The organism is Dermabacter sp. HFH0086, assembly GCF_000413375.1.
Lineage (GTDB): Bacteria > Actinomycetota > Actinomycetes > Actinomycetales > Dermabacteraceae > Dermabacter > Dermabacter hominis.
This window is the reverse complement of sequence record NZ_KE340308.1, coordinates 1,782,254-1,805,254: the sequence shown is the minus strand read 5'-3', so window position 1 is coordinate 1,805,254 and position 23,001 is coordinate 1,782,254. Positions and strand designations below refer to the sequence as shown.

Below are 23,001 nucleotides of genomic sequence, written 5' to 3'. Positions count from 1 at the left end.
CTAGCGTAGCGAGGGCGCGCGAGATTCGCGCCGCCGAGCAACGATGATCGAGATCCCCGCGACAAGGGGCAACACGAGGGGAACATACCCATACCCCTCGCCGAAGTGCGACCAGACCGTCGCCTTCGGGAACCATTCGGGCTGGGCGAAACTCAAAGCGCCCACGCCGACAACGCCGACGAGTTCGACGCCGACGAGAATGAGGATCGCTCGCCAGTGGGGAGCCTTCCGAATCAGCAAGACCGCGATCGCGACGTACGTAAGCGCAGCAACAATGCTGAGGGAAAAGGCGAGCGGTGCCTCGGAAAAATCGCGAATCGACTGCACGAGTGCGCGCGCCGTCGCCGATACGGCAAACACGCCGTAAACCACGAACAGGGCCATGCGGAAGCCGCGTGGATTCTCCTGCGTCATCGACGACTTCGTGGAACCGGCGGGCGTCATTTCGCGAACCCCGCGGGCCAGATCTGGGGTAGCCGGTAGGCGAGGAAGACGCATGTGAGCGCGATGGCGGCAATGGCGAACGAGCCCCACTTGGTACGTTCGAGGAACGAGATGTACACGCCCGCGATCGGCAGTGCGATTGCGGTGGCAACATAGCCCCAAAAGATCACGGCATCGCCAGGGCTCACCGGAGCGAGGAGCCACGCAAGAGCTCCGATAAGCCACACGAGCGCTAGGGCGAGCGAAGCCCCCATGAGCAACAGGTCTGCTGCAAGATCCTTGATGACATAGACCGCGCCGAGAACGGCTACGAGAGCCGCAACAACGTACAGGGCGATCAGCATTTGCCCACTCCCACCTCAAACTCGAGTGACTCCCCTACGATAAGCACATGGCACATATAACTCTGAGCATCAGCAACGTTGACTCGATCACGACGGACGTCCTCGTGGTCCCCCTCCTTAAGAGCGCAAAGGATGCACCGGCAAGCCCGGTTGGGCTTTCATCGCTCGAAGAATCCTTCACTGCCGTCAAGGCCAGTGGCGCCAAGGGAGCGCTCACGACGATCCCGGCCCCCGCTGCCTACCGCGCTCACGCAATCGTCGGCGTTGGCCTCGGCGCCGAGGCACTTGAAGATGTCACGTGCGAAGACATCCGCTACGCCTTTGGTTCCGCTTCGCGAACCCTCACCGGCCACACAAGCATCGCCCTTGCCTTCCCGGCCGCCTCCGAGGCACACATCGCTGCGGCTCTCGAAGGTGCAGCTCTCGGCGCCTACGCCTACGGCGAATACAAGAGTGACCTCAAGGACGACCAAAAGCCCGTTGAGGAGATCGTTCTCGCCGTCGCCGATAAGAAGGAACTCAAGGCCCTCGAAGGCGCGGCGAATCGCGCTGAAAAGATTGCCCAAGGCGTTCACCTCGTTCGCGACCTGGTCAACACCCCGCCGAATCTTCTGTACCCCGAGTCTTTCGCGAAGCGGGCAAAGGAGCTCACGAAGAAGCTCCCCGTGACGATCGAGGTCCTCGACGAGAAGGCACTCGCCGACGGCGGCTACGGCGGCATCGTGGGCGTGGGCCAGGGTTCGACTCGCCCACCACGTCTTGTGAAGCTCTCGTACGCACCCAAGCGCGCCAAGCGCCACGTCGCCTTTGTCGGCAAGGGCATCACGTTCGATTCGGGCGGCATTTCCCTCAAGCCCGGCGCCGGCATGGATGAGATGACGATGGACATGGGCGGTGCCGCAACCGTTCTGGCCGCGACCGTCACCGCAGCCGCGCTCGAACTCAACGTCAACGTCACGACGTTCCTCGCGCTCGCCGAGAACCTCCCCGGTGGCGGAGCGCAGCGCCCCGGCGACGTCGTCACGATGCGTAACGGCAAGACCGTCGAAGTACTCAACACCGACGCCGAGGGCCGCATGGTCATGGCAGACGCCCTCGTGGACGCCGCCGCTCTCGAACCGGATCTCCTCATCGACGTTGCGACGCTTACGGGTGCCGCCATCGTCGCGCTTGGCAACCGCACCGCCGGCGTCATGGGCACCGACGATGCTCGCGACGAGGTATGGGAAGCATCGAAGGCGGTTGGCGAACCCATGTGGCCGCTCCCGTTCCCCGAAGAGCTGCGCGAAGGCCTCAACGGCCGTGTTGCCGACCTCAGCAACATCGGCGAGCGCCCCGGTGGCGCCCTCAGCGCGGGCATCTTCCTCAAGGAGTTCGTCGGCGAGACCAAGTGGGCGCACGTCGACATTGCCGGGCCTGCCTTCACCCAGAAAGCATTTGGGTACTCGAATGTGGGCGGAACCGGCATGAGCATGCGCACTCTCGTTGAGGTTATTGAGCGCGAAGCCGCCAAGTAAAACGTTGCGCGATTCACGCGCAGCAATCGTCGGAAAGCCCCCGCTTTTGCCCCGCAGCCGCGGGCGAAGTTGGGGGCTTTCCCACACTCTGGCCCCGCTCACGGCCGACCCACGGCGACATCCAGGGGCGTGTCTTACGATAATGGGCGTGCATGCCGCACCGGCTGGCTTAGCGTTCGAGGCCGGGACTTTCGGCGACATGCCCCCAATCCTCAACAGTTAGGGAGCTGAACGTGGCGGATACCTCCACAGACCAGAAGTTCGACATCGTGATTCTGGGAGGTGGCAGCGGCGGCTACGCGGCCGCGCTGCGCGCCACCCAGCTTGGAAAGAGCGTCGCCCTCGTCGAAAAAGACAAGCTCGGCGGCACGTGCCTGCACCGCGGTTGCGTGCCCACCAAGGCCCTGCTTCACGTAGGCGAGATCGCCGATACGCCGGCCGAAGCTAAGGCCGTGGGCATCGAGATGACTGCCTCCGCGGTCAACACCGAAAAGATGCTCGACTTCAAGAACAAGGTCATCGGCCGCCTCTACAAGGGCCTTCAGGGCCTCGTGGGCGCCTCCGGCGCGACCCTCGTGAACGGTTTCGGTCGCCTCACTGGCCCGAACACGATCGAAGTTGAAGCCGAGGACGGCTCAAAGCAGACCCTCACCGGTGACAACATCATCCTCGCCTCCGGCTCCTTCTCGAAGACACTCCCGGGACTCGAGCTCGGTGGCCGCATCATCGACTCCGAGGTTGCGCTTCAGCTCCCCGAGGTCCCGAAGAACCCCATCATCCTCGGCGGCGGCGTGATCGGCGTCGAGTTCGCGTCGGTATGGAAGTCGCTCGGCGCTGAATCGGTCACGATCATCGAGGGCCTGCCGCACCTCGTTGCAAACGAAGACGAGGCCATCTCGAAGAACCTCGAGCGCGCCTTCAAGAAGCGCAAGATCGCGTATTCGCTCGGCGTCTTCTTCGAAAAGGCCGAACAGACTGAGACCGGCGTCAAGGTCACGCTCGCCAACGGCAAGACCTACGAGGGTGACTACCTTCTCGTCGCCGTGGGCCGCGGCCCGCAGACGAAGGGCCTCGGCTACGAAGAGCAGGGGATCGAGATGGACCGAGGCTTCGTGCTCGCGAACAAAGAGACCCTTGAAACGAACGTTCCCGGCATCTACGCCGTCGGCGACATCGTGCCTGGTCTTCAGCTCGCTCACCGCGGCTTCCAGCAGGGCATTTTCGTGGCCGAGCAGATCGCTGGCCTCAATCCCCAGCCGATCGACGAATCCGGTATCCCGCGCGTGACCTACTGTGAGCCGAACATCGGTTCCGTCGGTCTCACCGAGAAGCAGGCCAAGGAGAAGTTCGGCGAGGATAATGTCGCGACATACGACTACAACCTCGGCGGCAATGGTAAGTCGCAGATTCTCGGTACGCAGGGCTTCATCAAGCTCGTGCGCGAAAAGGACGGCCCGATTGTCGGTGTCCATATGATCGGCGCGCGCTTGTCCGAGCAGATCGGCGAAGCGCAGCTCATCGTCAACTGGGAGGCGGAGCCCGAGGATGTTGCTTCGCTCATCCACGCCCACCCCACTCAGAACGAGGCGATGGGCGAGGCCGCACTCGCTCTCGCTGGCAAGCCGCTTCACGCCCACGCCTGATCACGAGGAGAAACGAACATGTCTGAAATCGTTAAGATGCCCGCGCTCGGTGAATCCGTCACCGAGGGCACCGTTGTCCGCTGGCTCAAGGAAGTCGGCGAGGAGATCGCCGTCGATGAGCCCCTCCTTGAGGTGTCCACCGACAAGGTCGACACCGAGGTTCCCTCACCCGTTGCGGGTGTCCTCGAGAAGATCCTCGTGAACGAAGATGAGGATGCGGAAGTCGGCGCTGATCTCGCCGTTGTGGGCGATGGCTCCGGTGCTGAAGCGCCTAGCGATGGCGACAACCTCGCCTCGGACCAGACGGTGGCTCCGTCGACCGCTGAGGAGACTCCCGCCGGCGAGAGCGAGCGCCCTGCTGAAGCAGCGAAAGCCGCGGGTGCGGCCGACGGGCAGGAAGTCACGATGCCCGCACTCGGTGAGTCCGTTGATTCGGGCACCGTGGTGCGCTGGCTCAAGGAAGTGGGCGACGAGGTTGAAGCCGATGAGCCACTCCTTGAGGTGTCCACCGACAAGATCGACACCGAGGTGCCCTCCCCCATTGCCGGCACGCTCCAGAAGATCCTCGTGCAGGAAGATGAGGAGGCAGAGGTCGGCGCGGCGATTGCCGTGATCGGTTCGGGTGCACCGTCCGACGCTTCCCCGGCTCCGGCCGCCCCTGCGGCTTCGAGCGATGCGCCAGCCCCCAAGGCCGAAGAGAGCAGCGCCCCAGCGGCGAGCGCCTCGCAGACGGTTTCCTCCAGCAACAACTCCCAGGCGTATGTCACGCCGATCGTGCGTAAGCTCGCTGCCGACAACGGCATCGATCTCGCTTCGGTGAAGGGCTCGGGGATCGGTGGCCGCATCCGCAAGCAGGATGTGCAGGATGCGATCGACGCGAAGGCAAAGGCCGAGGCTCCCGCGCCGGCTGCCGCCGCGGCCCCCTCGAAGAAGGAAGCGCCCAAGGTCGAGGTTTCCCCGCTTCGCGGAACCGAGGAGAAGATGAGCCGCCTGCGCAAGATTGTGGCGTCGCGCATGGTGGAGTCGCTCCAGACTCAGGCACAGCTCACGACCGCCGTCGAGGTCGACATGACGCGCATCGCTGCCCTGCGTGCTCGCGCAAAGAACGACTTCCTCGCGCGTGAGGGTGCGAAGCTCACGTTCCTCCCGTTCATCATGCAGGCGGCTGTCGAGGCCCTCAAGGCGCACCCGAAGCTCAACGCGGAGATCGCGGGCGACATGATCAAGTACCACGGCGTCGAGAACATCGGCATGGCCGCGGACACCGAACGCGGACTCGTCGTGCCGGTGATCAAGAACGCCGGGGATCTCAACCTCGCCGGCCTCGCTCGCCAGATCGGCGAGCTCGGTGCGAAGGCGAAGGGCAACAAGCTCACGCCGGACGACCTGCAGGGTGCGACGTTCACGATCACCAACACCGGTTCGGGCGGCGCTCTGTTCGACACGCCGATCGTTCCGAACCCGCAGGTGGGTATTCTCGGCTGCGGCACGATCGTGAAGCGCCCGGCTGTCGTGAAGGATGCGGACGGTAACGAGACGATCGGGATCCGCTCGATGATGTACCTGTTCCTCAGCTACGATCACCGCCTCGTGGATGGCGGCGACGCTGCTCGATTCCTCTCGACGATGAAGAAGCGGCTTGAGGACGGCGCGTTCGAGGGAGACCTCGGCCTCTAAGCCTGACACGCTGAATGTGCCCGGGCCATACTTTCGCAAGAAAGTATGGCCCGGGCTTTCACGTAAAGCGCCACTGGCCGTCGCTCACGGGCACTGTCGAGGAAATACGCCATGCACCGCGCACACGCTCAAGCTGCACGTCCAGCTCATAGGGCTCGCTTTCGGACAGTTCGCGAGACTCCCCTGCACCCATGATGCGGGCGCCCGAGTCGATCACACGAACACGCACACGGGCGCTGTTATCGCGACACTCAAGTATCCGGGCGTTGAGGATGCGAATGTCTCCACCATCGACGTGTGCGTGTGCGATGGCTGCGCGAAGTTTCTCATCGTCCGCTTCCGCCTCGCTTCCGGGAGCGGCAGAGGTGTTTTCGCTCGTCGCACCCACGAGGTAGCGGTGGCGCGCGGCGGAGAGAGCCGTGATGACGCTAGCGGGATCCTCCATTACCGCGTGTTGTGAGGCCGCCGTTGCCGAAGATTGGGGCGCCGTCGCCGGCGCGGTAGCCCCTACAAGTAAGGCGCATGCAACAACGGCGATCGCTCCGAGCCCGAAGGACAGCCGTCGAAAGTTCCGGCCGCTTCGCCGCGAATGCCCGTCTTGGTGTCGAGAGCGCGGCGCGACCCTTGTAGCGCGATCCGCACGCGCGGCCTCGGAACGCGATGGCAAAGTAGCCCGCTCTTGTGGGTTTGAGGAGGTAGCTTCGGTCACGCCCCCGGCCCGACGATGGGCGTATCGGTAGGTTCCACCTCCGCTTGTGAGCCTCTCGCGCCACTGCTCATCATGTCGTTTGCTCACAGGCGTAAGGTCCGTCACGCGTGAAAAATCCGTGACAACGACGCGCCCGTTTGGCGAAAGTTCAAGTCCCCGGACGCCCTGGAGACCCAAGGCCAGATTCTGCGAGTGAAGGGTGGACAAAAGCGCGGTGAGATCCGACGCTGCCTGCGCTTCGCCTGCGCCCGCACCGGCAATCGAGCCGCGCTCGGCGCGTTTGCCTCGCGGCGGGGCGAGAGCGCTCGGTCCTTCCGCTATGGCATAGGCCGCGGCACCGCGCCATTTAAGAGCTGGCACGGCTGGGGTGTTGCGGGCGCCCAACGCGCGAAGCAGCGCGATTTCTTGTCGCACCTTCTTGAGCGCGCGAATTGAGCGGGCACGGACGAGCGTCAACCGTCGGCCCCTGTGATCGCGGGCGTGCCACACCTGCCGGCCTTCCTCGCTGCGGATGAGGCGCACGGGACGCAGACCGTTACTGACGATGGCGCTGAGACGCGAAGGGTAAAGGCTCATGTCTCTATTCGAGCCCCATTCCGGTACCTTTTCAGTGGATATCCGAAATTGTGGATAAGTCGGTGCCGGCACTCGTTCGATCGCTCATAGGAAACTTTTGTGCAGGCCCTTGGCGAACTAGCATGGGGTGGTGCTTGACATCATCCACCTCGCGTTTTCAGAAGATTCCGGGATCGAATCCGCTCACGAAGAGTTTGATCTTCCCCCGGGCCCCGTTGACTACAACGCAGCGTGGGATGTCCAAAAGAAAATTCATGCCGAAGTGATTGCGGGCGAGCGCCCCAACACGCTTCTCCTCCTCGAACACCAACCCGTGTACACCGCGGGTCGCCGCACCCTCGATATCGAACGTCCACGCGATGGCGCCCCCGTCGTCGATGTCGATCGAGGCGGAAAGATTACCTGGCACGGCCCGGGCCAACTTGTGGGCTACCCCATCGTGAAGCTTCCCGCCCCTATCGATGTGGTGGGCTTCGTGCGTGGCATCGAGCAAGCCATCATGGAGGTCTGCACTCGCGCCGGAGTTGCAACCGCGCCCGTGGAGGGTCGTAGCGGTGTCTGGGTGCTCGATGAGCTTGGAATGGACCGCAAGGTCTGTGCGATCGGTTTGCGGGTCGCTAAGCGCTGCACCATGCACGGCTTCGCATTGAACTGTGAAAACGATCTTTCATGGGCGATGAATGTTATTCCCTGCGGCATCGACGACGCGGGCGTGACATCGCTTTCCGTCGAAAGCGGCCGCGCGGTGCGTCCCCGAGATGTTCTTGCCGATGTCGAAGACGTCATGAGAGAGCTCGAGGCCGAACGCGGCCTTAACTAAACACCACTGGGCCGTGGAGATCACACCAATGCTGTGCGGCCTGGGCAGTGATGCCCACTAGAATCTTGAGACCCCTATTCGCAAGGAGAGTGTGACGTGGCAGTTGAACCTCAAGGACGCCGCCTGCTCAGGGTCGAGGCCCGCAACGCGGAAACCCCGATCGAACGCAAGCCCAACTGGATCAAAACCACGGCGAACATGGGCCCCGAGTACACCGACATGAAAAAGCGCGTGCACTCGCGCGGTTTGCACACGGTGTGCGAGGAGGCTGGATGCCCCAACATCTTCGAGTGTTGGGAGGATCGCGAGGCGACGTTCCTCATCGGTGGCGATACGTGCACGCGTCGGTGCGATTTTTGCGATATCGCAAGCGGCAAGCCGCAGGCTATCGACCCCGCCGAGCCGTTTAAGGTGGCGACGTCCATCAAGGAGATGGGGCTGAAGTATGCAACCGTGACCGGCGTGGCACGCGATGACCTCGAAGATGGCGCCGCAGGCCTCTTTGCCGAGACGTGCCGCCAGATCCACGCGATCAGCCCCGGCACCGGGGTCGAGCTGCTCATCGACGACATCAAAGGCAACTCGAGCGCGATGCAACAGGTGTACGACTCGAAGCCAGAAGTGTTCGGCCACAACCTCGAGACCGTGCCGCGAATCTTCAAAAAGATTCGCCCCGCCTTCCGCTACGAGCGCAGCCTCGGCGTGATCGCCGATGCAAAAGACAACGGCATGATCACCAAGTCGAACCTCATCCTCGGCATGGGTGAAGACACCGCGGAGATTCTTGCCGCGATGCAGGACCTTCGCGATCATGGCTGCGATATCCTCACCCTCACTCAGTACCTGCGACCGTCCAAGCTTCATCATCCGATCGACCGCTGGGTCAAGCCTCAGGAATTCCTCGAGCTATCCGAGGCCGGTTACGAGATGGGCTTCGCGGGCATCATGGCCGGGCCCATGGTGCGCTCGTCGTATCGCGCCGGCCGCCTGTGGGCACAAGCCATGGAGAAGCTGGGGCGGGAGATCCCCGAGGAACTTTCTCACCTCAATTCCTCGGCGCCTGCCCTTCAGGAAGCGACGAGCGTCGTGGAGCGTCAGGCGGCGCGTGAAAAGCGTGACAGGGAGCGCGCTGCGCGCAAGGCTGCGGCGAACGCCTAGGTACTCAACCCCGCTATGCTTAGGGGTGGTCTTCGGATCACTCGCATCGCGTTAAGGACAAGGATTAATGGCACGCAAGAATACGACCGACGCCCCCGCTCAGGCGAAAAAGCCCGGCCGCATCCGGCAGACGATCGACGTCTTCAAGGAGACACAGGCGTACGATCGCTCGACAGCCCCGCTCATGGTTCTCTCGATCGTGGGGCTCCCCGTCGTGCTCGCCCTGGTGTTTGGCGCTTTCGGTCACCCGATCTACGGCGCCTTCATCGGGCTCGGTTTCGGCATTCTCATCGCGATGATCATCCTTGGCCGGAAGGCACAGAAAGCGACGTACGCGAAGATCGAGGATCAGCCCGGCGCTTCGATCGCGGTGATGCAGCAAATTTCACGTGGGTGGAACGTCGAGCAGGAGCCTGCTGCTTTCGATGCGCGTAGTCGATCGATGCTTTTCCGGGCGAGCGGACGCAAAGGCATCGCACTGGTGTCTGAGGGTTCCGGCGGCGGCTCGCGAAAGCTCATGGCGAAAGAAGTCAAGCGCATGAACCGCATGTTCCCGAATGTGCCCGTTCACGCGGTTTTCGTTGGCCACGGCGAGGGTGAGGTTCCTCTTCCGAAGCTCAACCGCCACCTCACAAGGATGAAGAACGAGCTCACGAAGGCTGAGGCGGGCGAAATTGGACGCCGCCTTCACGCTCTGCCTAACCCCGTCCGCCAGGCGATCCCGAAGGGCGTGGATCCGATGCGCGCGCGCCCGAATCGCAAAGCGATGCGCGGCCGCTAAGGCGGCACTCATTCACACGTGCGCCCCGCAAGTCTTGACTTGCGGGGCAACTTTTATGTGAACACGAGCGTTTATGCACGCACGACAACGACACCTGCAACGAGATCGTGAAGGGTCTGCCGATTATCGTTCACGACGAAAGCACTGATGATGCTGAGCATGACCGCACTGCGCACGACGGCACGGGCGATCATGGGTGAGCGCCCGGTGACGGGGAGAACTCGAAGTGAGGTGACAAACTGCCCGATACTCGCCCCGAAGAGCGTTTGCATGAGAATGACCTGCGCGAGAAAGAGCAGAAGTGTGGCGAGCGGGTCGTAGTGAAAAACAACGGCCGACACCGCCGCCGCGGCAGCCCAATCGATGCACGTGGATAAAAAGCGGAGCGGGATGGGCGCGAGCGAGCCGGACCCTTGGTCTGGCAGGCCAAGACCCGCACCCGAGAAAGAGTCAGGCTTACTCGCGCTGGAGACTGACTCGTCACTATTGAGGCTGCTATTCATCCCTGAACCGTACGTTCGTGCACCCGCAGTGCGCAAACCGTCCAATGTGGGGCCGTAAACTAGGACGCGCAAAACACTCATAGCAATCGTGCGCCCAGCACGGACGGAGGATACGTGTTCAGCAATCCCAGCGAAGCCGTGAAGTTTATCGAGGAAGAGGACGTCAAATTCATCGACATCCGCTTTTGCGACCTGCCAGGCGTGATGCAGCACTTCAATGTTCCGGCAAAGACGTTCGACGAAGAGGCGATCGCTGAGGGACAGTTGTTCGACGGCTCGTCGATTCGCGGCTTTCAGGCAATCCACGAGTCCGATATGAAGCTCATCCCCGATCTGAGCACCGCCTACGTCGATCCATTCCGCGACCAAAAGACCCTTGTCATCAACTACGCCATCGTTGACCCGTTCACCGATGAGCCTTACAGCCGTGACCCGCGAACGGTCGCCGCAAAGGCAGAGGAATACCTTCGCTCGACCGGCATCGCCGATACCGCCTTCTTTGCCGCCGAGGCCGAGTTCTACATTTTCGATTCCGTTCGGTACCAGACCGAAGCCAAAGGCGCTTTTTACGAGATTGATTCGAACGAGGCTGCCTGGAACACGGGGCGCGAGGAAGAATTCGGTAATCAGGGCTACAAGACCGCGATGAAGGGCGGGTACTTCCCCGTTGCTCCCGTGGATCAAATGGCTGATCTACGCGACGAAATGGTGCGTGTCCTGGACGAGGTCGGGCTCGAGGTCGAGCGCGCCCACCACGAGGTTGGCACGGGCGGCCAGCAGGAGATCAACTATCGATTCTCGACGCTTCTTCAGGCTGCCGACGACGTCATGAAGTTCAAGTACGTCATCAAGAATGTTGCGTGGGAGAACGGCCGCACGGCGACGTTCATGCCGAAACCGATCTTTGGCGATAACGGTTCGGGTATGCACTGCCACCAGTCACTGTGGAAGAACGGAGAGCCCCTCTTCTACGATGAGCGCGGCTACGGCGGACTTTCGGACCTCGCCCGTTGGTACATCGGTGGCTTGATCGAACACTCCCCCGCACTCACGGCGTTCACGAACCCCACCGTCAATTCTTTCAAGCGCCTCGTGCCGGGCTTCGAAGCTCCGGTCAACATGGTGTATTCGGCCCGCAATCGCTCCGCCGCCATCCGCATTCCCGTGACGGGCAGTTCGGCGAAGGCGAAGCGCCTTGAGTTCCGTGCGCCGGACCCCTCGGCAAACCCCTACCTGGCGTTTGCGGCTCAGCTCATGGCGGGGATCGACGGCATCAGGAACCGTATCGAGCCGCCCGAGCCGATTGATAAGGATCTTTACGAACTTCCGCCGGAGGAGCACGCGGAGATCAAGACTCTTCCCGCTTCGCTCGAGGAGGCGCTTGACGCGCTCGAACGCGATCACGACTTCCTCACCGAAGGGGACGTGTTCCCGGAGGATCTCATCGAGACCTGGATCGCGTACAAGCGTGAGTTTGAGGTCGAGCCGTTTAGGCTGCGCCCCCACCCCTACGAGTTCGAGCTCTACTACGACCTGTAAGGGGATAAAGCGCCGTGGGGCTTCGTGCTAAAGCTTGGCGTTCAAGAGCGTGAGCAAGAGTTCTTTTGGACTCTGTGCCTCGCTGAGCGCGCAATCATCTGGCGCGAAGTCCCACGCCTTTCGCAAGGCTTTAAAGGTTTCCCACTCGGCTTGTGACGTGCGCAGCGGAACGGCGCTGTACCCGCCGGACTCGGGCAGGTGGATGATGAAGGCGCCCGTAAGCTCTGGCATGTCGCGAAGGGTTCCGTCATTGTCGAGGAGGTTCTCGGCATTCATGACCGCGACTGCCTGCAGCGCGTAGTCTCCGCGCACCTTTTTGGAGGTTTTGATGTCGCCGGTGAGGAGGGTGTTGCCGATTTTGACGATCGCGTCCGTCGTGCCGGCATAACCCACCGTGCGGTTCACCACGGTTTGTTCGATCTCGATGAACTCCGGTTGGAAATCGTCGAGGAAACCGGCGAAGCCATCGAGGCGCACGTTGGCACGCCGAACGAGCTCGCCGAGGTTCGTCTCCATGCTCAACAGGTCACCGCCGCTGCGCATCTCGGTGGCAAGATCGCGCATGTCGGCATCAGTGGGGCGCTCGCCCGATCGCTCCCACGCCTCGCACAAGGCATGGACGTAGGTGCCGAAGTCTGCCGTCGTTTTCGTATAGTCGGGGGCGGCTTCTGCGATGCGCTTTTGGGTGGTCCAGCTGTTGCGGTTGACGCGGCGAATCTCGTCGAAGGCACGCGACGGGTTGCGGTCGAGGTACGAGAACATCTCGAGGGCGCGCTTCGAGGCCATGCGCGCGTACCATCCGTTGAGGTGATCTTTTGCGCGCATCCCGGCGACCGTGGTGATGGAGGGATGGATGAGTTTTCCTCCGGGCTCCATGCGATACATGCGTCCGCGTGCGGTTTGGGCGCTCAATTCGGGTGAGGTCATAGCCTCTTCAGGCTACTCGCCGAAGATCAGGCGTTCGGCGACCTGGCGCGAGTGGCGCGTGACTTTGAGGTATCTCTCCTCGATTGCGCGGGCGTTGTCCACGGGTTCGTGCACGAGCGCTGCGAGCGCGCGCAAGTCGACCAGGTCGGTAGGGAGAGCGTCGGTTTCACGCCCCCGCCACAAAAAGAGTGCGCGGCGTAGCTCCCATGCGAGGAGCCATGCTCGACGCAGCGCCTCTGCGTCGGCGCTGCTCAGGTGCCCGGCGGTCTCGAGGGCGGCAAGCGCGTCGAGGGTTCCGACGGCTCGGAGGCTTACGTCGTCCCCCGCGTATTCAAGAAGAAGCCGTTGGACGCTCCACTCGACGTCGGTCGTCGCTCCGCGACCGAGTTTGAGGTGGTGCGTCGATTTCACGCCTCGCGGGAGCCTTTCCCCTTCGATGCGGGCCTTCATCCGTGCGAAATCGCGCCGATCGCGATCGTCCATACCTCCCGCGCGGTATCTCGCGCGGTCCATGACGGCGGTCACGGCTGCCTTCGTGTCTTCGGAGCCTGCGATGACGCGGGCACGCAGCAGTGCTTGGCTTTCCCACCGTTCGGCGTGATGGGCGTAGTAGTCGTCGAAACTCGCGAGAGTGCGAACGAGCGGGCCGGAACGGCCTTCGGGGCGGAGATCGGCGTTGACGCGCATGTTGATGCCCGAGGCGGGGGCGTTGAGGATTTTCTGCACGCGTGAGGCAGCGGCAATCGCTTCTTCCGTGCCTCTCGCGCACACGAACTGGACGTCTGCATCGGAGGAAAAACCCATTTCACGAGCGCCGAACGATCCCATCGCGACGACGCAGAGCTCGACATCTGTATCCCGTTGCACGAATTCAACCGTGAAGGTGAGGATTGCCTCGGCAAGGGTCGTCAGAGACTCCCCTAGCGACGGCAGGTCGAGTAGACCGCACAGGTGCGCGATGCTGATACGGACGATTTCTCGCGCGCGCACGGTTCGAAGGGCGTCAATCACGTCGTCTTCGCTGTCCGCGCGCCCCGCGATCGCGTCAAGCTCGCCCGAAAGCTGTGTGCGGCTCAGGGGCGTCAGTTGAGCATCGTTCGCGAGCCAGCGCGCGGCATAGGGATGCAGGACGAGCTGTTCGCCGACGTATCGAGAACTCGAAAGGATGCGCGTAAGACGCTCGGCGGCTGCGCCGGAGTCGCGCAACATCCCAAGGAACCAGTGCGTTTCGCGGAGGGTATCCGAAAGTCGCCGGAAGGACAGCAGGCCGAGGTCAGGATCGACACCGTTCGCGAACCATTCGAGGAAGGCGGGCAGCAGCTGTTTTTGAATCGCGGATGCGCGGCTGAGCCCCTTGGTGAGCGCATCGATGTGGTGAAGTGCGCGCTTGGGATCTCGGTAGCCGATCGCTTCGAGGCGAGCGCGCTGCTCTTTGGGACTCAGCGCAATCTGGCCATCGCTCAGGCGCGCCGATGTCACGAGGAGCGGGCGGTAGTAGATCTCCTCGTGTAGCTGGCGCACGCGCCTGCGCACGGCATCGATATCGGCGCGAAGGTTCTCCACCCGCGTGCCGATGCCGCGGGCGAGGCGCCGCTCGTCGGGCTCGGTTGACGGCAGCATGTGTGTGCGCCGAAGGCGCCAAAGCTGGAGCCTGTGCTCGCATACGCGCAAGTAGCGGTAGGCATCGGCGAGCTCGACCGAGTGCTCTCGGCCCACGTATCCACCCCGCGTGAGCGCGTCCAGTGCGCTCAGGGTGCCAGCTTCACGGATTCGCTCGTCTGTTCGCCCGTGCACCATTTGGAGCAGCTGGATGGTGAACTCAATATCGCGCAGTCCCCCGCGCCCAAGCTTGAGATCCCGGTCAGCATCAGCCCTGGCAAGCACGCGGGCGCGCATCGCGCGAGTGTCCTCAACAAAACCCTCACGCGTCGAAGCCTGCCACACGAGCGGCGCGGTGAGGCGCTCAAACTCCGCACCGAGTTCGGTGTCTCCCGCGCATGCGCGGGCTTTCAAAAGCGCCTGGAACTCCCACGAATGAGCCCATTTTCGATAGTACTGGGCATACGATTCGAGCGTTCGCACGAGCTCGCCGTCTCGCCCCTCCGGCCTAAGGTTGGCGTCAATCTGCCACAGGCTTCCCTCCGCTGTGCGTTCCGCGCATACGCGCGCGACTTCACGCGCGAGGGCACTGCCAATAGTGGTGACCTCTTCTTGACTCACGCCGCCTCGAGCGGCTTCAGCGACATACATGACGTCAACATCTGAGATGTAGTTCAACTCGCGCGCGCCAGTTTTACCCATGGCAATGATCGCGAGTCGCACCTTGTCGTGCTCGGGTGTTGCCGCGCGAGCAAGGGCGAGCGCCCCCTCGAGGGCCGCGTCGGCGAGGTCGCTGAGGAGCGTCGAGATCTCTTCCTGATGCGCAAACGGATCGGTTGCGCACACATCGAGAGCCGCGATTTGAGCGAGGAGAAAATAGTACGCGCGGCGGAAAGCATGACGCGGCGCGGGCCCCTTTTCCGCCACGGCCACGGCAGCATCCGCGCGTGTGCCGACGGCGGCGAGCATCACCTCGCGAAAACGCTCACGCGTGGGGCCGGCAAGCGTCGGACACTCGAGGATTTCTTCGAGTGCGTCCACGTGACGGGCAAGCGCGTCCCCAAGCGCGACCGAACTGCCGAGGATCCTCACGAGCGTGCGCCCAAGTGTTTCATCCGCAACGACCCTGTCGAACTGCGTGCTTTCGCCGGCTTCCGCTGCAGATTCGGCAAGGCGCATCAGAGCAAGGAGCGCTTCATCCGGGTCCGCGGACGCACCCATGTCGCGCACAATCGCGGGAGGAACCCGAGAGAGAGCATCGCTCGCGAGGAGAGCAGCGCTCCTTTCCGTGCGGACGAAACCGAGCCGCGCCAGATCGAAGTGGCTGAATTCTCCTTCGCCTGTGCCCGCCTGGAGCGCCTGGATCGCGCCGGTCTCGAGTCTCATGCGTGGTCTAAATATCGAAGGTCGTGCGCAGCTCGGAGTCGGTGACCTGGCGGCGGTACCCCTCCCACTCACGGCGCTTATCGCGCAGGATGTATTCAAAGACCTGCTCGCCGAGGACGTCAGCCATGAGCTCGGAGGTTTCGAAGCTTTCGATCGCGCGTAGAAGATCCGACGGGAGCGGCTCGATGCCCATGGCGTTTCTTTCCCGTTCGGTCAGCTCCCACACGGTGTCTTCTGCCCCCTCTGGCAGCGGATATTCCTCCTCGATGCCCTTGAGGCCCGCGGCTAGAAGCGCCGCGAATGCGAGGTAGGGATTGGCGGCCGAATCGAGACCGCGGAACTCGACGCGCGAGCTCGTGCCTTTCGTAGGCTTATGGAACGGAACGCGCACGAGGGCACTGCGGTTGTTGTGCCCCCACACGATGTAGCTCGGGGCTTCTTGTTCTCCCCACAGACGCTTGTAGGAATTGACGAACTGGTTCGTGAGGATCGAGTACTCGCGAGCGTGCACAAGCAAGCCTGCGATGAAGTGGCGCGCTGTTCGCGACAACCCGTACTCGGCGCCCGGTTCGTGAAAAATGTTCGTGCCATTTTGAAAAAGGGACAGGTGAGTGTGCATGCCGTTACCCGGGTGTTCAATCATGGGCTTCGGCATGAAGCTCGCGAATTTTCCTTCGCTGAGCGCGATGCCTTTCACGACGGCGCGAAGCGTGAGGAGGTTGTCTGCGGTCGTGAGTGCGTCCGCGTAGCGAAGGTCAATCTCGTTTTGGCCCGGCCCGCCCTCATGGTGGGAGTACTCGACGTGAATGTTCATGCGCTCGAGCTCTCGCATAGCGTCGCGTCTAAACCGACTACCGTCGACTCGCTGCACGTAGTCAAAATACCCGCCCTGATCGACGGGGGTAAGGCCAACCCCCTGTTCATAGGCCCGTTCGAACAGGTAGAACTCCACTTCGGGATGGGTAAAGAATTCGAGGCCCTTGGCTTCGGCACGCGCGAGGGCATCGCGAAGAACCCGGCGAGGATCCGAAGCTGCCGGCTCGGAATCGGGCGTGAAGACATCACAGATCATGACGCCCGCTTCGCCGCCGCGCGGCGCCCCCATGACCCGAAAGGTCGAGGGATCCGGGCGCAAAAGCATGTCGGATTCATAGGAGCGGGTCAGGCCCTCGATCGCGCTCCCGTCAATTCCGATCCCTTCGTCAAAGGCTTTGTCGAGATCGTGGGGGGAAATCACGATCGACTTGAGCCGCCCCACGACATCACTGAACCATAGGCGGATGTAATCGATCCCCTGTTCCTCGACCTGCCTGAGCACTGAATCCTGGTGGCGTTCCATACATCAATTGTGCCCCACGCCCGCTACGCCCCAGAAGTCCCCCGCCGCGCCGACTACGCTGAGGTCGCACCCGCTGCATTGGACACGCACGAAAGGAATTCCCGTGAGCGAGAGCGCCACACCGCGCAAGGTCCGCACCCACACCCTCCGCGATTTCAAGAAGGAGGGCAGAGCGATCACGATGCTCACGAGCTACGACACGTTCAGCGCCCGTATCTTCGACGAGGCCGGTATCGATGTGCTTCTCGTGGGTGATTCGGCGGGGAACACCGTGCTCGGGTACGACTCGACCGTGTACACCAAGCATGAAGACATCGTGCGCTTTACAGGGGCCGTTGCTCGCTCGTGCACGCGCCCCCTGGTCCTTGCCGACCTCGCTTTTGGGACCTACCAAGCGAGTGTTGAGGACGCGGTGCGTCACGGTGTCGAACTCATGCAGGCGGGGGCACACGCGGTCAAGCTCGAGGGCGGCCGTGAAATCCTTCCCCAGGTTGAGGCGCTCGTCAACGCGGGAATCCCCGTGTGCGGGCACGTGGGATTCACGCCTCAGTCAGTCAATCAGCTCGGTGGATTTAAGGTGCAGGGCCGCGGGGAGGGGGCCGACGCTCTCCTGGCCGACGCGGTTGCTCTCGAAGAGGCGGGCGCCTTCGCCGTCGTCCTCGAACTCGTGCCGGCTCCACTCGCGACACGCGTGAGCGAAACGCTCGAAGTACCAACGATCGGCATCGGCGCGGGGGCAGGATGCGATGGTCAGGTGCTCGTGTGGCAAGACATGGCGGGGCTGAGCGGCTTCGAACCCCGATTCGTCAAGGCGTTTGCCGACCTGCGCTCCGAACTGTCAAGGGCGGCGCGAGAATACGCCGACGCGGTGCGCGCGAAAAGCTTCCCCGCCCCAGAGCACACCTTCGAACAATAGTGAGGTCGATGCACTACCGGTCTTCGTCGTCCTGATCGTCGTCGTCGCGGTAGTACTCGTTCCACTCCTCGGTTTCTTCCTCCCACTGTTCGTTGTGTTCAGCCGCGCTTTCAAGCGCGTGCTGAGCAGCTTCGCGGGTCGGGTACGGGCCCATGAGCTCAATCGCCGGGCTCTGCATACCTTCTTCGATCTCAGAGGTCTTGGTGTTGTAATAGAACTCGCTCATCACACGGCCTTTCGTTAGTCGTTATCCAGATGAACCTGCCAAACTGGTAACCATGACTGTAGACCACTGGCTTCGCCCCGAAAACCGTTCCGTGCTTGAACCGGGAACCATCGGCCCCCTTCGACAGGTTCCCCCATCGATCGCGCGACCTGAATACGCGTTCAAAGACGAAGCGAAATCCGATAATTGCGGCCCCTACGTGCAAACCCCGGAGATCATCGAGCGCGTGCGCCGCGCCTCCGCCATCGCCGCAATCGCGCTGCGAGAAGCGGGCAAGGCAGCACAACCGGGGATCACGACCGACGAAATCGATGCCATCGTCCACGAGGTCATCCTCGATCACGGCGCCTACCCCTCGACGCTTGGATATTTGAGCTTCCCGAAGTCGTGCTGCACGAGCCTCAACGAAGTGGTGTGCCACGGCATCCCCGACTCCACCGTCATGGAAGAGGGCGACATTCTCAACGTCGATGTCACCGCGTACCTCGATGGCGTGCACGGCGATACGAACGCGACATTCCCCGTCGGCGAGATCGCTCCGGAGGCAGCGGATCTCATCGACCGCACTGAGGAAGCGATGTTCCGCGGGATCCGAGCCGCGAAGATCGGCCGCGAGGTCAATGTCGTGGGCCGCGTGATCGAGAAGTATGTGGGCCGCTTCGGCTACGAATCGGTGCGGGAGTTCACGGGGCACGGCGTCGCCGAGGGTTTCCACAACGGCCTGATCATCCCTCACTACGATTCCGCGCCTCATTACGACGATGTCATCGAACCCAACATGATTTTCACGGTCGAGCCAATGGTGACGCTCGGCTCACGTGAGTGGGATCAGTGGGACGACGGCTGGACGGTCACGACACGCGATAAGGGCTATACGGCGCAGTTCGAGCACACCTTCCTCATCACCGAGGACGGCTACGAGATTCTGACCGATCCGGACGCTGAGATTTCCGCGTAGACTAAAGGACATTGTCACCCCGCAAGGAGAAACCTTTCACCATGGCCAAGGAAGCATTCGGAATCGATATCGGCGGCAGCGGCATCAAAGGTGCGCCCGTTAATCTGAAGAAGGGGGAACTCGCCCAGAAGCGCGTGCGCATCCCCACGCCTCAACCGGCAACCCCCGATGCGGTCGCGAAAACGGTCAAGGAACTCATCGACTCCTTTGATGTTCCCGCGGACATGCCCGTGGGCGTGACCTTCCCCGCGATCATTCAGCACGGTGTCGCGAAGTCTGCGGCAAATGTCGACGATTCGTGGATCGGCACCGATGTCGACACCCTCCTGTCTGAGGTCACGGGCCACTCGGTCTTCGTCGTCAACGATGCTGACGCCGCCGGCATCGCCGAAATGGAGTTCGGCGCAGGCAAGAACAAGTCTGGCCTCGTCATCATGACGACCCTCGGCACCGGAATCGGCTCGGCAATGTTTATGGACGGCAAGCTCATTCCTAATTCGGAACTCGGCCACCTCACGTACGAGGGAAAGAGCTTTGAGAAGTTCGCCGCGAGTTCGGTTTTCGAGAAGGCCGGCATCAGCTACGAGGAATGGGCCAAGGAGCGTCTGCAAAAGTTCTACGGCCACGTTGAGTTCCTTTTCTCCCCCGATTTGTTCATCGTGGGCGGTGGCGTGTCGAAAGACGCGAAGAAGTACCTTCACTTCCTCGATCTCAAAACCGATATCGTGCCCGCGAAACTCCGCAACGAAGCAGGCATCATCGGTGCGGCCGCACTTGCTCACGCCGAGCGTAAGCTCGAAGTGAAAAAAGACAAGAAGAACGAATCGGCGGCGGAACTCGCTGCTGAGTCGGTCGAAGAGGCCTGAGGCGAAGGGCATCGGGGGCCCCTAAGGCGCGGACCAGCCAGCCTATAAGCCGGGTTCTGTTTCAACAGTCATCTATCTAGGATCGCCGTTACCGACGACCTCGAGCGGCCTACCCGGAGACTCGGCCTGGCAGCCTTGGCGCCTCCTGCATGACCTTGCTCCCGGTGGGGTTTACCGTGCCGGCACCATCGCTGGCGCCGCGGTGGTCTCTTACACCACCCTTTCACCCTTACCTGCATAGCAGGCGGTTTGCTTTCTGTGGCACTGGCCCGCGGATCACTCCGGGTGGGTGTTACCCACCACCGTGCCAGGGGGAGCCCGGACTTTCCTCGAGGCAATACCTCGCGACTGTCCAGCTGACTGGTCCAGTCCTCAACTTTACTCCACGCCCGACCAACAGGAGCACGCGCGAGATGTTAATTCTCTTACCACCGTCGGAAACGAAAACTCGCCCTACCGCCCTCGAAGCACCGAGTCTCGATCTCGCCTCGATGTCGTGGGGTGAACTACGTGAAGCACGTGAGGACATGCTGCGCGCGGCAAAGCTCACTGCCGAGAGCGACACCGCGATGAGCGCACTCAAAATCCCGACTACTCAACCGGAGCTGCGCGAGCGCATGGCCCACCTCGAGCGGGAACCGGTCGCACCGCCACTCGAGGTGTATTCGGGAGTTCTCTACGATGCCCTCGGCACGGTCTCCGTGTCCGACGGCTGCCGGCTTCTCGTCCAGTCCGCACTCTTTGGGGTGGTCGACTGCACCGAGGACCTCATCCCCGCCTATCGTCTTTCAGCGGGAAGCGAAGTGTTGGGACTTGGAAAGGTCTCGACATGGTGGAAGCGACATCTCAAAGACATTGGCGCAGCAATCGAGCGTAGCGGCGAGATCGTGATCGATTGCCGCTCTGGTGCGTATCGCTCGATGATGCCGCTTAAGGGCGCGCAGGTTTTCGAGGTGTCCCCGGTGGCGGTGCGCGAGGGCACGCGCCAGGTGATCAGCCACGACGCTAAGCGTTACCGAGGCCTCGTTGCGCGTGCTCTTTGCGCGGCGCCAGAGGCTGCGACAACAGCTGAGGGCGTCCTCGACGTGCTCACCTCCGCCCTCGGCGATGCACTGGATTTCGAGATCACCGATGGCAAAACTCGGCGGACACTCACCGTGATCGACGATTGGGAGCGCCGCTGACGTTCACTGCCCGTAGTGGCCTACGACCTCTTCCCGGCCCGTATCGATGGTGACCTCCCCACCGTAAGGGATAACGTACTGCGGGCGCGTGTGTCCGAAAGGAACGCCGAAACACACGGGAAGACCCGGCGCGTATCGCGAAAGTTCGGCGAGCACGTAGTCACGCTGCGCCGCACGGCGAGCCGCGCGCACATTCTCGGGGGCGGGATTGTCCCGGTCGTCGACGACGGGCCGCGCGACGAGCATCCCGGCGGCGGCTTCGAGGTAGCCGCGCTCCCCCATTCCACGGATCCAGCGGCCCACGAGGTCGGGGCTCGGGAGCATTTCCGATGTTTCACACACGAGTATTGCGCCCTCGAGTTCGGCCGGGTCGGGCAGACGGTCCGCCCACGCGAGTTGGTCGAGCACCTCGAGGCATCCACCCCATGTGCGACCGCGCACGCGCGTTCGTGATCCGTAGAACTCGAGAGGAACTGCGGCCTCGCGAGGCGAGGCTTCCGTGAGGGCGCGCTCTTCGCTCCAATCGAACCCGTAATCTTGGCTATCGGCGGGAAGAGTGTAGGTCAGGTCCCCTTCACCAAAGAGCGCCGCGCGAAGTGAGGTGACATGTTCGGAATCCACCGTCGGACCACTCCCGAGATGGACCATGGTCGAGCCGCCATAGAAGCTTGCAAGCCCGTGCGCGAAAAGCCACGAGTGGAGATTGGTGTTATCGCTATAACCGAAGAACGGCTTTGGATCAGCGACGGGAAGTTCTGGGTCGAGGTAACGAAGAATACGGATCTGATCGTTACCGCCAATAGTCGAGATAAGCGCCCGGATCTCGGGATCAGCGAAAGCGGCGTTCACGTCGCGGGCACGTTCCTCGGGGCTCGCGCCAAGTGCACGGGTCGTGGGGTATTCGACGACCTCGAGCCCGAAGATCTCTTCGAGCCGTCTCATCGCCTGCTCGTGGATCGCGGGAAAGTACGCGGGAGCCGCCCACGCGGGCGAGAGTACGGCAACCTTGTCGCCCTCGTGGACCGGCGTGGGCTTGACAAGGCGTTTCATCTCACTGCCTCCGTGAAGGGATCGCTTGAGAGAGTTGAGACCTCGACCTCAAGATCGGGGAATTCTTCGCACACAATCGAGGCGAGACGCGGCAGATAGAGGTATTCACTCGCGTAGTGCGGAAGGTCGATGAGCGCGGGCACGCGAGAGTGATCCGCACGCGATTCGAGGTGCTCTAGGGCGGGGTGGTGGCGAAGATCCGATGTGATGTAAAGATCCACCCCCGCGTTCGTTGCGGCCTCAAGAAAAGAGTCCCCGGCGCCCGGGCACACCGCAATACGGCGCACCTCGCGATCCGCTTCGCCGGTAAATAGGACCCCTTGAGCAGTGGCGGGCACGCTCTTCGCGATAAGCCGGGCCACGTCACCGACCGTCGAAGGCTCGGCACACTCTCCCACGGCACCTAGGCCAAAGAAGGACTCATCGTCCGCGGGCTTACCCGGCTCAAGCGCCCTGGCATCGGAAAGGCCCAGCAGCTCAAGCCATGCCCCGACGGTGCCGTTTTGCGAACGGTCGCTATTGGTGTGCCCGCACCACAGCCCTCCGCGCGAGCGGAGGATTTCGGTCGCCACCGCCCCCTTACCCGTCGTTGCCGGCAGAAAGCTCGCGCCCCGTAGCAGCAACGGGTGGTGCGTGATGAGGAGCGTTCCTTCACGCTTCGCAGCCTCGCGAGCCTCGGCAACCGTCGGATCCACCGCGAGGCGTATCCGCTGGACCTCCCAGGTGGGGTCCCCGAGCACGAGGCCCACGCGGTCCCACTCTTCCGCCCATTGGAGCGGGTAGAGGCTTTCGAGCAGAGCGGTCACGCGGTCGATGGTCGTCATGGGTTGTACCTCGGC

The 23,001-nt window shown here is 62.6% G+C and carries 21 protein-coding genes and 1 other RNA gene; 11 read left to right on the top strand and 11 right to left on the bottom strand.

Annotated elements, in window-relative coordinates:
* Both HMPREF1484_RS07950 and HMPREF1484_RS07945 read right to left on the bottom strand, forming a co-directional pair.
* Positions 1-444 (bottom strand): hypothetical protein, encoded by a 444-nt coding sequence (locus tag HMPREF1484_RS07950; RefSeq protein ID WP_016664525.1) that lies wholly within the window; start codon positions 442-444, stop codon positions 1-3.
* On the bottom strand, positions 441-788 hold the full coding sequence (locus tag HMPREF1484_RS07945) for a hypothetical protein (RefSeq protein ID WP_016664524.1): 348 nt from the start codon (positions 786-788) through the stop codon (positions 441-443). The genes HMPREF1484_RS07950 and HMPREF1484_RS07945 overlap by 4 nt, the downstream gene beginning before the upstream one ends.
* Before the next feature lie 47 nt (positions 789-835).
* Here HMPREF1484_RS07945 and HMPREF1484_RS07940 point away from each other — a divergent pair, with 47 nt between their 5' ends.
* The 3 genes from HMPREF1484_RS07940 to sucB all read left to right on the top strand — a co-directional run bounded on the left by HMPREF1484_RS07940 (position 836) and on the right by sucB (position 5,625).
* Positions 836-2,305, top strand: a complete 1,470-nt coding sequence (locus tag HMPREF1484_RS07940) for a leucyl aminopeptidase (RefSeq protein ID WP_016664523.1) — start codon at positions 836-838, stop codon at positions 2,303-2,305.
* A 233-nt stretch (positions 2,306-2,538) separates the two neighbouring features.
* Positions 2,539-3,948, top strand: a complete 1,410-nt coding sequence (gene lpdA / locus HMPREF1484_RS07935; RefSeq protein ID WP_016664522.1) for a dihydrolipoyl dehydrogenase — start codon at positions 2,539-2,541, stop codon at positions 3,946-3,948.
* 18 nt (positions 3,949-3,966) lie between these two features.
* Entirely contained in the window at positions 3,967-5,625 is a 1,659-nt protein-coding gene (gene sucB / locus HMPREF1484_RS07930; RefSeq protein WP_016664521.1) for a 2-oxoglutarate dehydrogenase, E2 component, dihydrolipoamide succinyltransferase, read from the top strand.
* Between the two features lie 58 nt (positions 5,626-5,683).
* Here sucB and HMPREF1484_RS10980 read toward each other — a convergent pair whose 3' ends face one another.
* On the bottom strand, positions 5,684-6,910 hold the full coding sequence (locus HMPREF1484_RS10980; protein WP_051120650.1) for a hypothetical protein: 1,227 nt from the start codon (positions 6,908-6,910) through the stop codon (positions 5,684-5,686).
* Positions 6,911-7,040: 130 nt separating this feature from the next.
* Here HMPREF1484_RS10980 and lipB point away from each other — a divergent pair, with 130 nt between their 5' ends.
* The 3 genes from lipB (at position 7,041) to HMPREF1484_RS07910 (ending at position 9,669) form a co-directional block, all read left to right on the top strand.
* A complete protein-coding gene (gene lipB / locus HMPREF1484_RS07920; protein ID WP_040386960.1) occupies positions 7,041-7,730 on the top strand; it encodes a lipoyl(octanoyl) transferase LipB in 690 nt (229 codons plus the stop codon).
* A gap of 96 nt (positions 7,731-7,826) precedes the next feature.
* Complete coding sequence (gene lipA, locus HMPREF1484_RS07915; RefSeq protein ID WP_016664518.1) at positions 7,827-8,888, top strand: lipoyl synthase; 1,062 nt, start codon at positions 7,827-7,829, stop codon at positions 8,886-8,888.
* A 67-nt stretch (positions 8,889-8,955) separates the two neighbouring features.
* On the top strand, positions 8,956-9,669 hold the full coding sequence (locus tag HMPREF1484_RS07910; RefSeq protein WP_016664517.1) for a DUF4191 domain-containing protein: 714 nt from the start codon (positions 8,956-8,958) through the stop codon (positions 9,667-9,669).
* A 71-nt stretch (positions 9,670-9,740) separates the two neighbouring features.
* On the opposite strand, the gene HMPREF1484_RS07905 is transcribed toward HMPREF1484_RS07910, so the two are convergent.
* Positions 9,741-10,172, bottom strand: a complete 432-nt coding sequence (locus tag HMPREF1484_RS07905; RefSeq protein WP_016664516.1) for an RDD family protein — start codon at positions 10,170-10,172, stop codon at positions 9,741-9,743.
* 114 nt (positions 10,173-10,286) lie between these two features.
* On the opposite strand from HMPREF1484_RS07905, the gene glnA reads away from it, so the two are divergent.
* Positions 10,287-11,711, top strand: a complete 1,425-nt coding sequence (glnA, locus tag HMPREF1484_RS07900) for a type I glutamate--ammonia ligase (protein ID WP_016664515.1) — start codon at positions 10,287-10,289, stop codon at positions 11,709-11,711.
* 27 nt (positions 11,712-11,738) lie between these two features.
* Here glnA and HMPREF1484_RS07895 read toward each other — a convergent pair whose 3' ends face one another.
* The 3 genes from HMPREF1484_RS07895 to HMPREF1484_RS07885 are packed head-to-tail and all read right to left on the bottom strand — an operon-like array spanning position 11,739 to position 16,962.
* Positions 11,739-12,638, bottom strand: coding sequence for a hypothetical protein (locus HMPREF1484_RS07895; protein WP_034373094.1), 900 nt, complete (start codon positions 12,636-12,638; stop codon positions 11,739-11,741).
* 12 nt (positions 12,639-12,650) lie between these two features.
* Positions 12,651-15,623, bottom strand: coding sequence for a bifunctional [glutamine synthetase] adenylyltransferase/[glutamine synthetase]-adenylyl-L-tyrosine phosphorylase (locus HMPREF1484_RS07890; protein ID WP_016664513.1), 2,973 nt, complete (start codon positions 15,621-15,623; stop codon positions 12,651-12,653).
* A gap of 7 nt (positions 15,624-15,630) precedes the next feature.
* Positions 15,631-16,962, bottom strand: coding sequence for a glutamine synthetase family protein (locus tag HMPREF1484_RS07885; RefSeq protein WP_040386537.1), 1,332 nt, complete (start codon positions 16,960-16,962; stop codon positions 15,631-15,633).
* A gap of 103 nt (positions 16,963-17,065) precedes the next feature.
* On the opposite strand from HMPREF1484_RS07885, the gene panB reads away from it, so the two are divergent.
* Positions 17,066-17,878, top strand: a complete 813-nt coding sequence (gene panB / locus HMPREF1484_RS07880; protein ID WP_016664511.1) for a 3-methyl-2-oxobutanoate hydroxymethyltransferase — start codon at positions 17,066-17,068, stop codon at positions 17,876-17,878.
* 13 nt (positions 17,879-17,891) lie between these two features.
* On the opposite strand, the gene HMPREF1484_RS07875 is transcribed toward panB, so the two are convergent.
* The gene (locus HMPREF1484_RS07875; protein WP_016664510.1) at positions 17,892-18,104 is read right to left on the bottom strand and encodes a hypothetical protein; all 213 of its coding nucleotides are present in this window, start codon (positions 18,102-18,104) and stop codon (positions 17,892-17,894) included.
* 52 nt (positions 18,105-18,156) lie between these two features.
* Here HMPREF1484_RS07875 and map point away from each other — a divergent pair, with 52 nt between their 5' ends.
* Together map and ppgK are read left to right on the top strand one after the other, a co-directional pair.
* A complete protein-coding gene (gene map, locus HMPREF1484_RS07870; RefSeq protein ID WP_016664509.1) occupies positions 18,157-19,062 on the top strand; it encodes a type I methionyl aminopeptidase in 906 nt (301 codons plus the stop codon).
* 41 nt (positions 19,063-19,103) lie between these two features.
* Positions 19,104-19,928, top strand: a complete 825-nt coding sequence (gene ppgK / locus HMPREF1484_RS07865) for a polyphosphate--glucose phosphotransferase (RefSeq protein WP_016664508.1) — start codon at positions 19,104-19,106, stop codon at positions 19,926-19,928.
* 29 nt (positions 19,929-19,957) lie between these two features.
* Here the strand turns inward: ppgK and rnpB are convergent.
* An RNA gene (gene rnpB, locus HMPREF1484_RS11085) (RNase P RNA component class A) lies at positions 19,958-20,292 on the bottom strand.
* A gap of 49 nt (positions 20,293-20,341) precedes the next feature.
* Between rnpB and yaaA the strand changes: the two genes are divergently transcribed.
* Positions 20,342-21,112, top strand: coding sequence for a peroxide stress protein YaaA (gene yaaA, locus HMPREF1484_RS07860; RefSeq protein WP_016664507.1), 771 nt, complete (start codon positions 20,342-20,344; stop codon positions 21,110-21,112).
* A 3-nt stretch (positions 21,113-21,115) separates the two neighbouring features.
* Here yaaA and HMPREF1484_RS07855 read toward each other — a convergent pair whose 3' ends face one another.
* Both HMPREF1484_RS07855 and HMPREF1484_RS07850 read right to left on the bottom strand, forming a co-directional pair.
* Positions 21,116-22,162: a S66 peptidase family protein gene (locus HMPREF1484_RS07855; protein ID WP_016664506.1), complete on the bottom strand. Its 1,047-nt coding sequence runs from the start codon at positions 22,160-22,162 to the stop codon at positions 21,116-21,118.
* The gene (locus HMPREF1484_RS07850; RefSeq protein WP_016664505.1) at positions 22,159-22,986 is read right to left on the bottom strand and encodes a Nif3-like dinuclear metal center hexameric protein; all 828 of its coding nucleotides are present in this window, start codon (positions 22,984-22,986) and stop codon (positions 22,159-22,161) included. The genes HMPREF1484_RS07855 and HMPREF1484_RS07850 overlap by 4 nt, the downstream gene beginning before the upstream one ends.
* Between the last annotated feature and the right edge of the window lie 15 nt (positions 22,987-23,001).

Coding starts and splice junctions, on each gene's coding strand:
- HMPREF1484_RS07950 (WP_016664525.1), bottom strand. CDS start 444: ATGACGCCCGCCGGTTCCACGAAGTCGTCGATGACGCAGGAGAATCCA.
- HMPREF1484_RS07945 (WP_016664524.1), bottom strand. CDS start 788: ATGCTGATCGCCCTGTACGTTGTTGCGGCTCTCGTAGCCGTTCTCGGC.
- HMPREF1484_RS07940 (WP_016664523.1), top strand. CDS start 836: ATGGCACATATAACTCTGAGCATCAGCAACGTTGACTCGATCACGACG.
- sucB (WP_016664521.1), top strand. CDS start 3,967: ATGTCTGAAATCGTTAAGATGCCCGCGCTCGGTGAATCCGTCACCGAG.
- HMPREF1484_RS10980 (WP_051120650.1), bottom strand. CDS start 6,910: ATGAGCCTTTACCCTTCGCGTCTCAGCGCCATCGTCAGTAACGGTCTG.
- HMPREF1484_RS07910 (WP_016664517.1), top strand. CDS start 8,956: ATGGCACGCAAGAATACGACCGACGCCCCCGCTCAGGCGAAAAAGCCC.
- HMPREF1484_RS07905 (WP_016664516.1), bottom strand. CDS start 10,172: ATGAATAGCAGCCTCAATAGTGACGAGTCAGTCTCCAGCGCGAGTAAG.
- HMPREF1484_RS07895 (WP_034373094.1), bottom strand. CDS start 12,638: ATGACCTCACCCGAATTGAGCGCCCAAACCGCACGCGGACGCATGTAT.
- HMPREF1484_RS07890 (WP_016664513.1), bottom strand. CDS start 15,623: ATGAGACTCGAGACCGGCGCGATCCAGGCGCTCCAGGCGGGCACAGGC.
- HMPREF1484_RS07885 (WP_040386537.1), bottom strand. CDS start 16,962: ATGGAACGCCACCAGGATTCAGTGCTCAGGCAGGTCGAGGAACAGGGG.
- HMPREF1484_RS07875 (WP_016664510.1), bottom strand. CDS start 18,104: ATGAGCGAGTTCTATTACAACACCAAGACCTCTGAGATCGAAGAAGGT.
- map (WP_016664509.1), top strand. CDS start 18,157: ATGACTGTAGACCACTGGCTTCGCCCCGAAAACCGTTCCGTGCTTGAA.
- ppgK (WP_016664508.1), top strand. CDS start 19,104: ATGGCCAAGGAAGCATTCGGAATCGATATCGGCGGCAGCGGCATCAAA.
- yaaA (WP_016664507.1), top strand. CDS start 20,342: ATGTTAATTCTCTTACCACCGTCGGAAACGAAAACTCGCCCTACCGCC.
- HMPREF1484_RS07855 (WP_016664506.1), bottom strand. CDS start 22,162: ATGAAACGCCTTGTCAAGCCCACGCCGGTCCACGAGGGCGACAAGGTT.
- HMPREF1484_RS07850 (WP_016664505.1), bottom strand. CDS start 22,986: ATGACGACCATCGACCGCGTGACCGCTCTGCTCGAAAGCCTCTACCCG.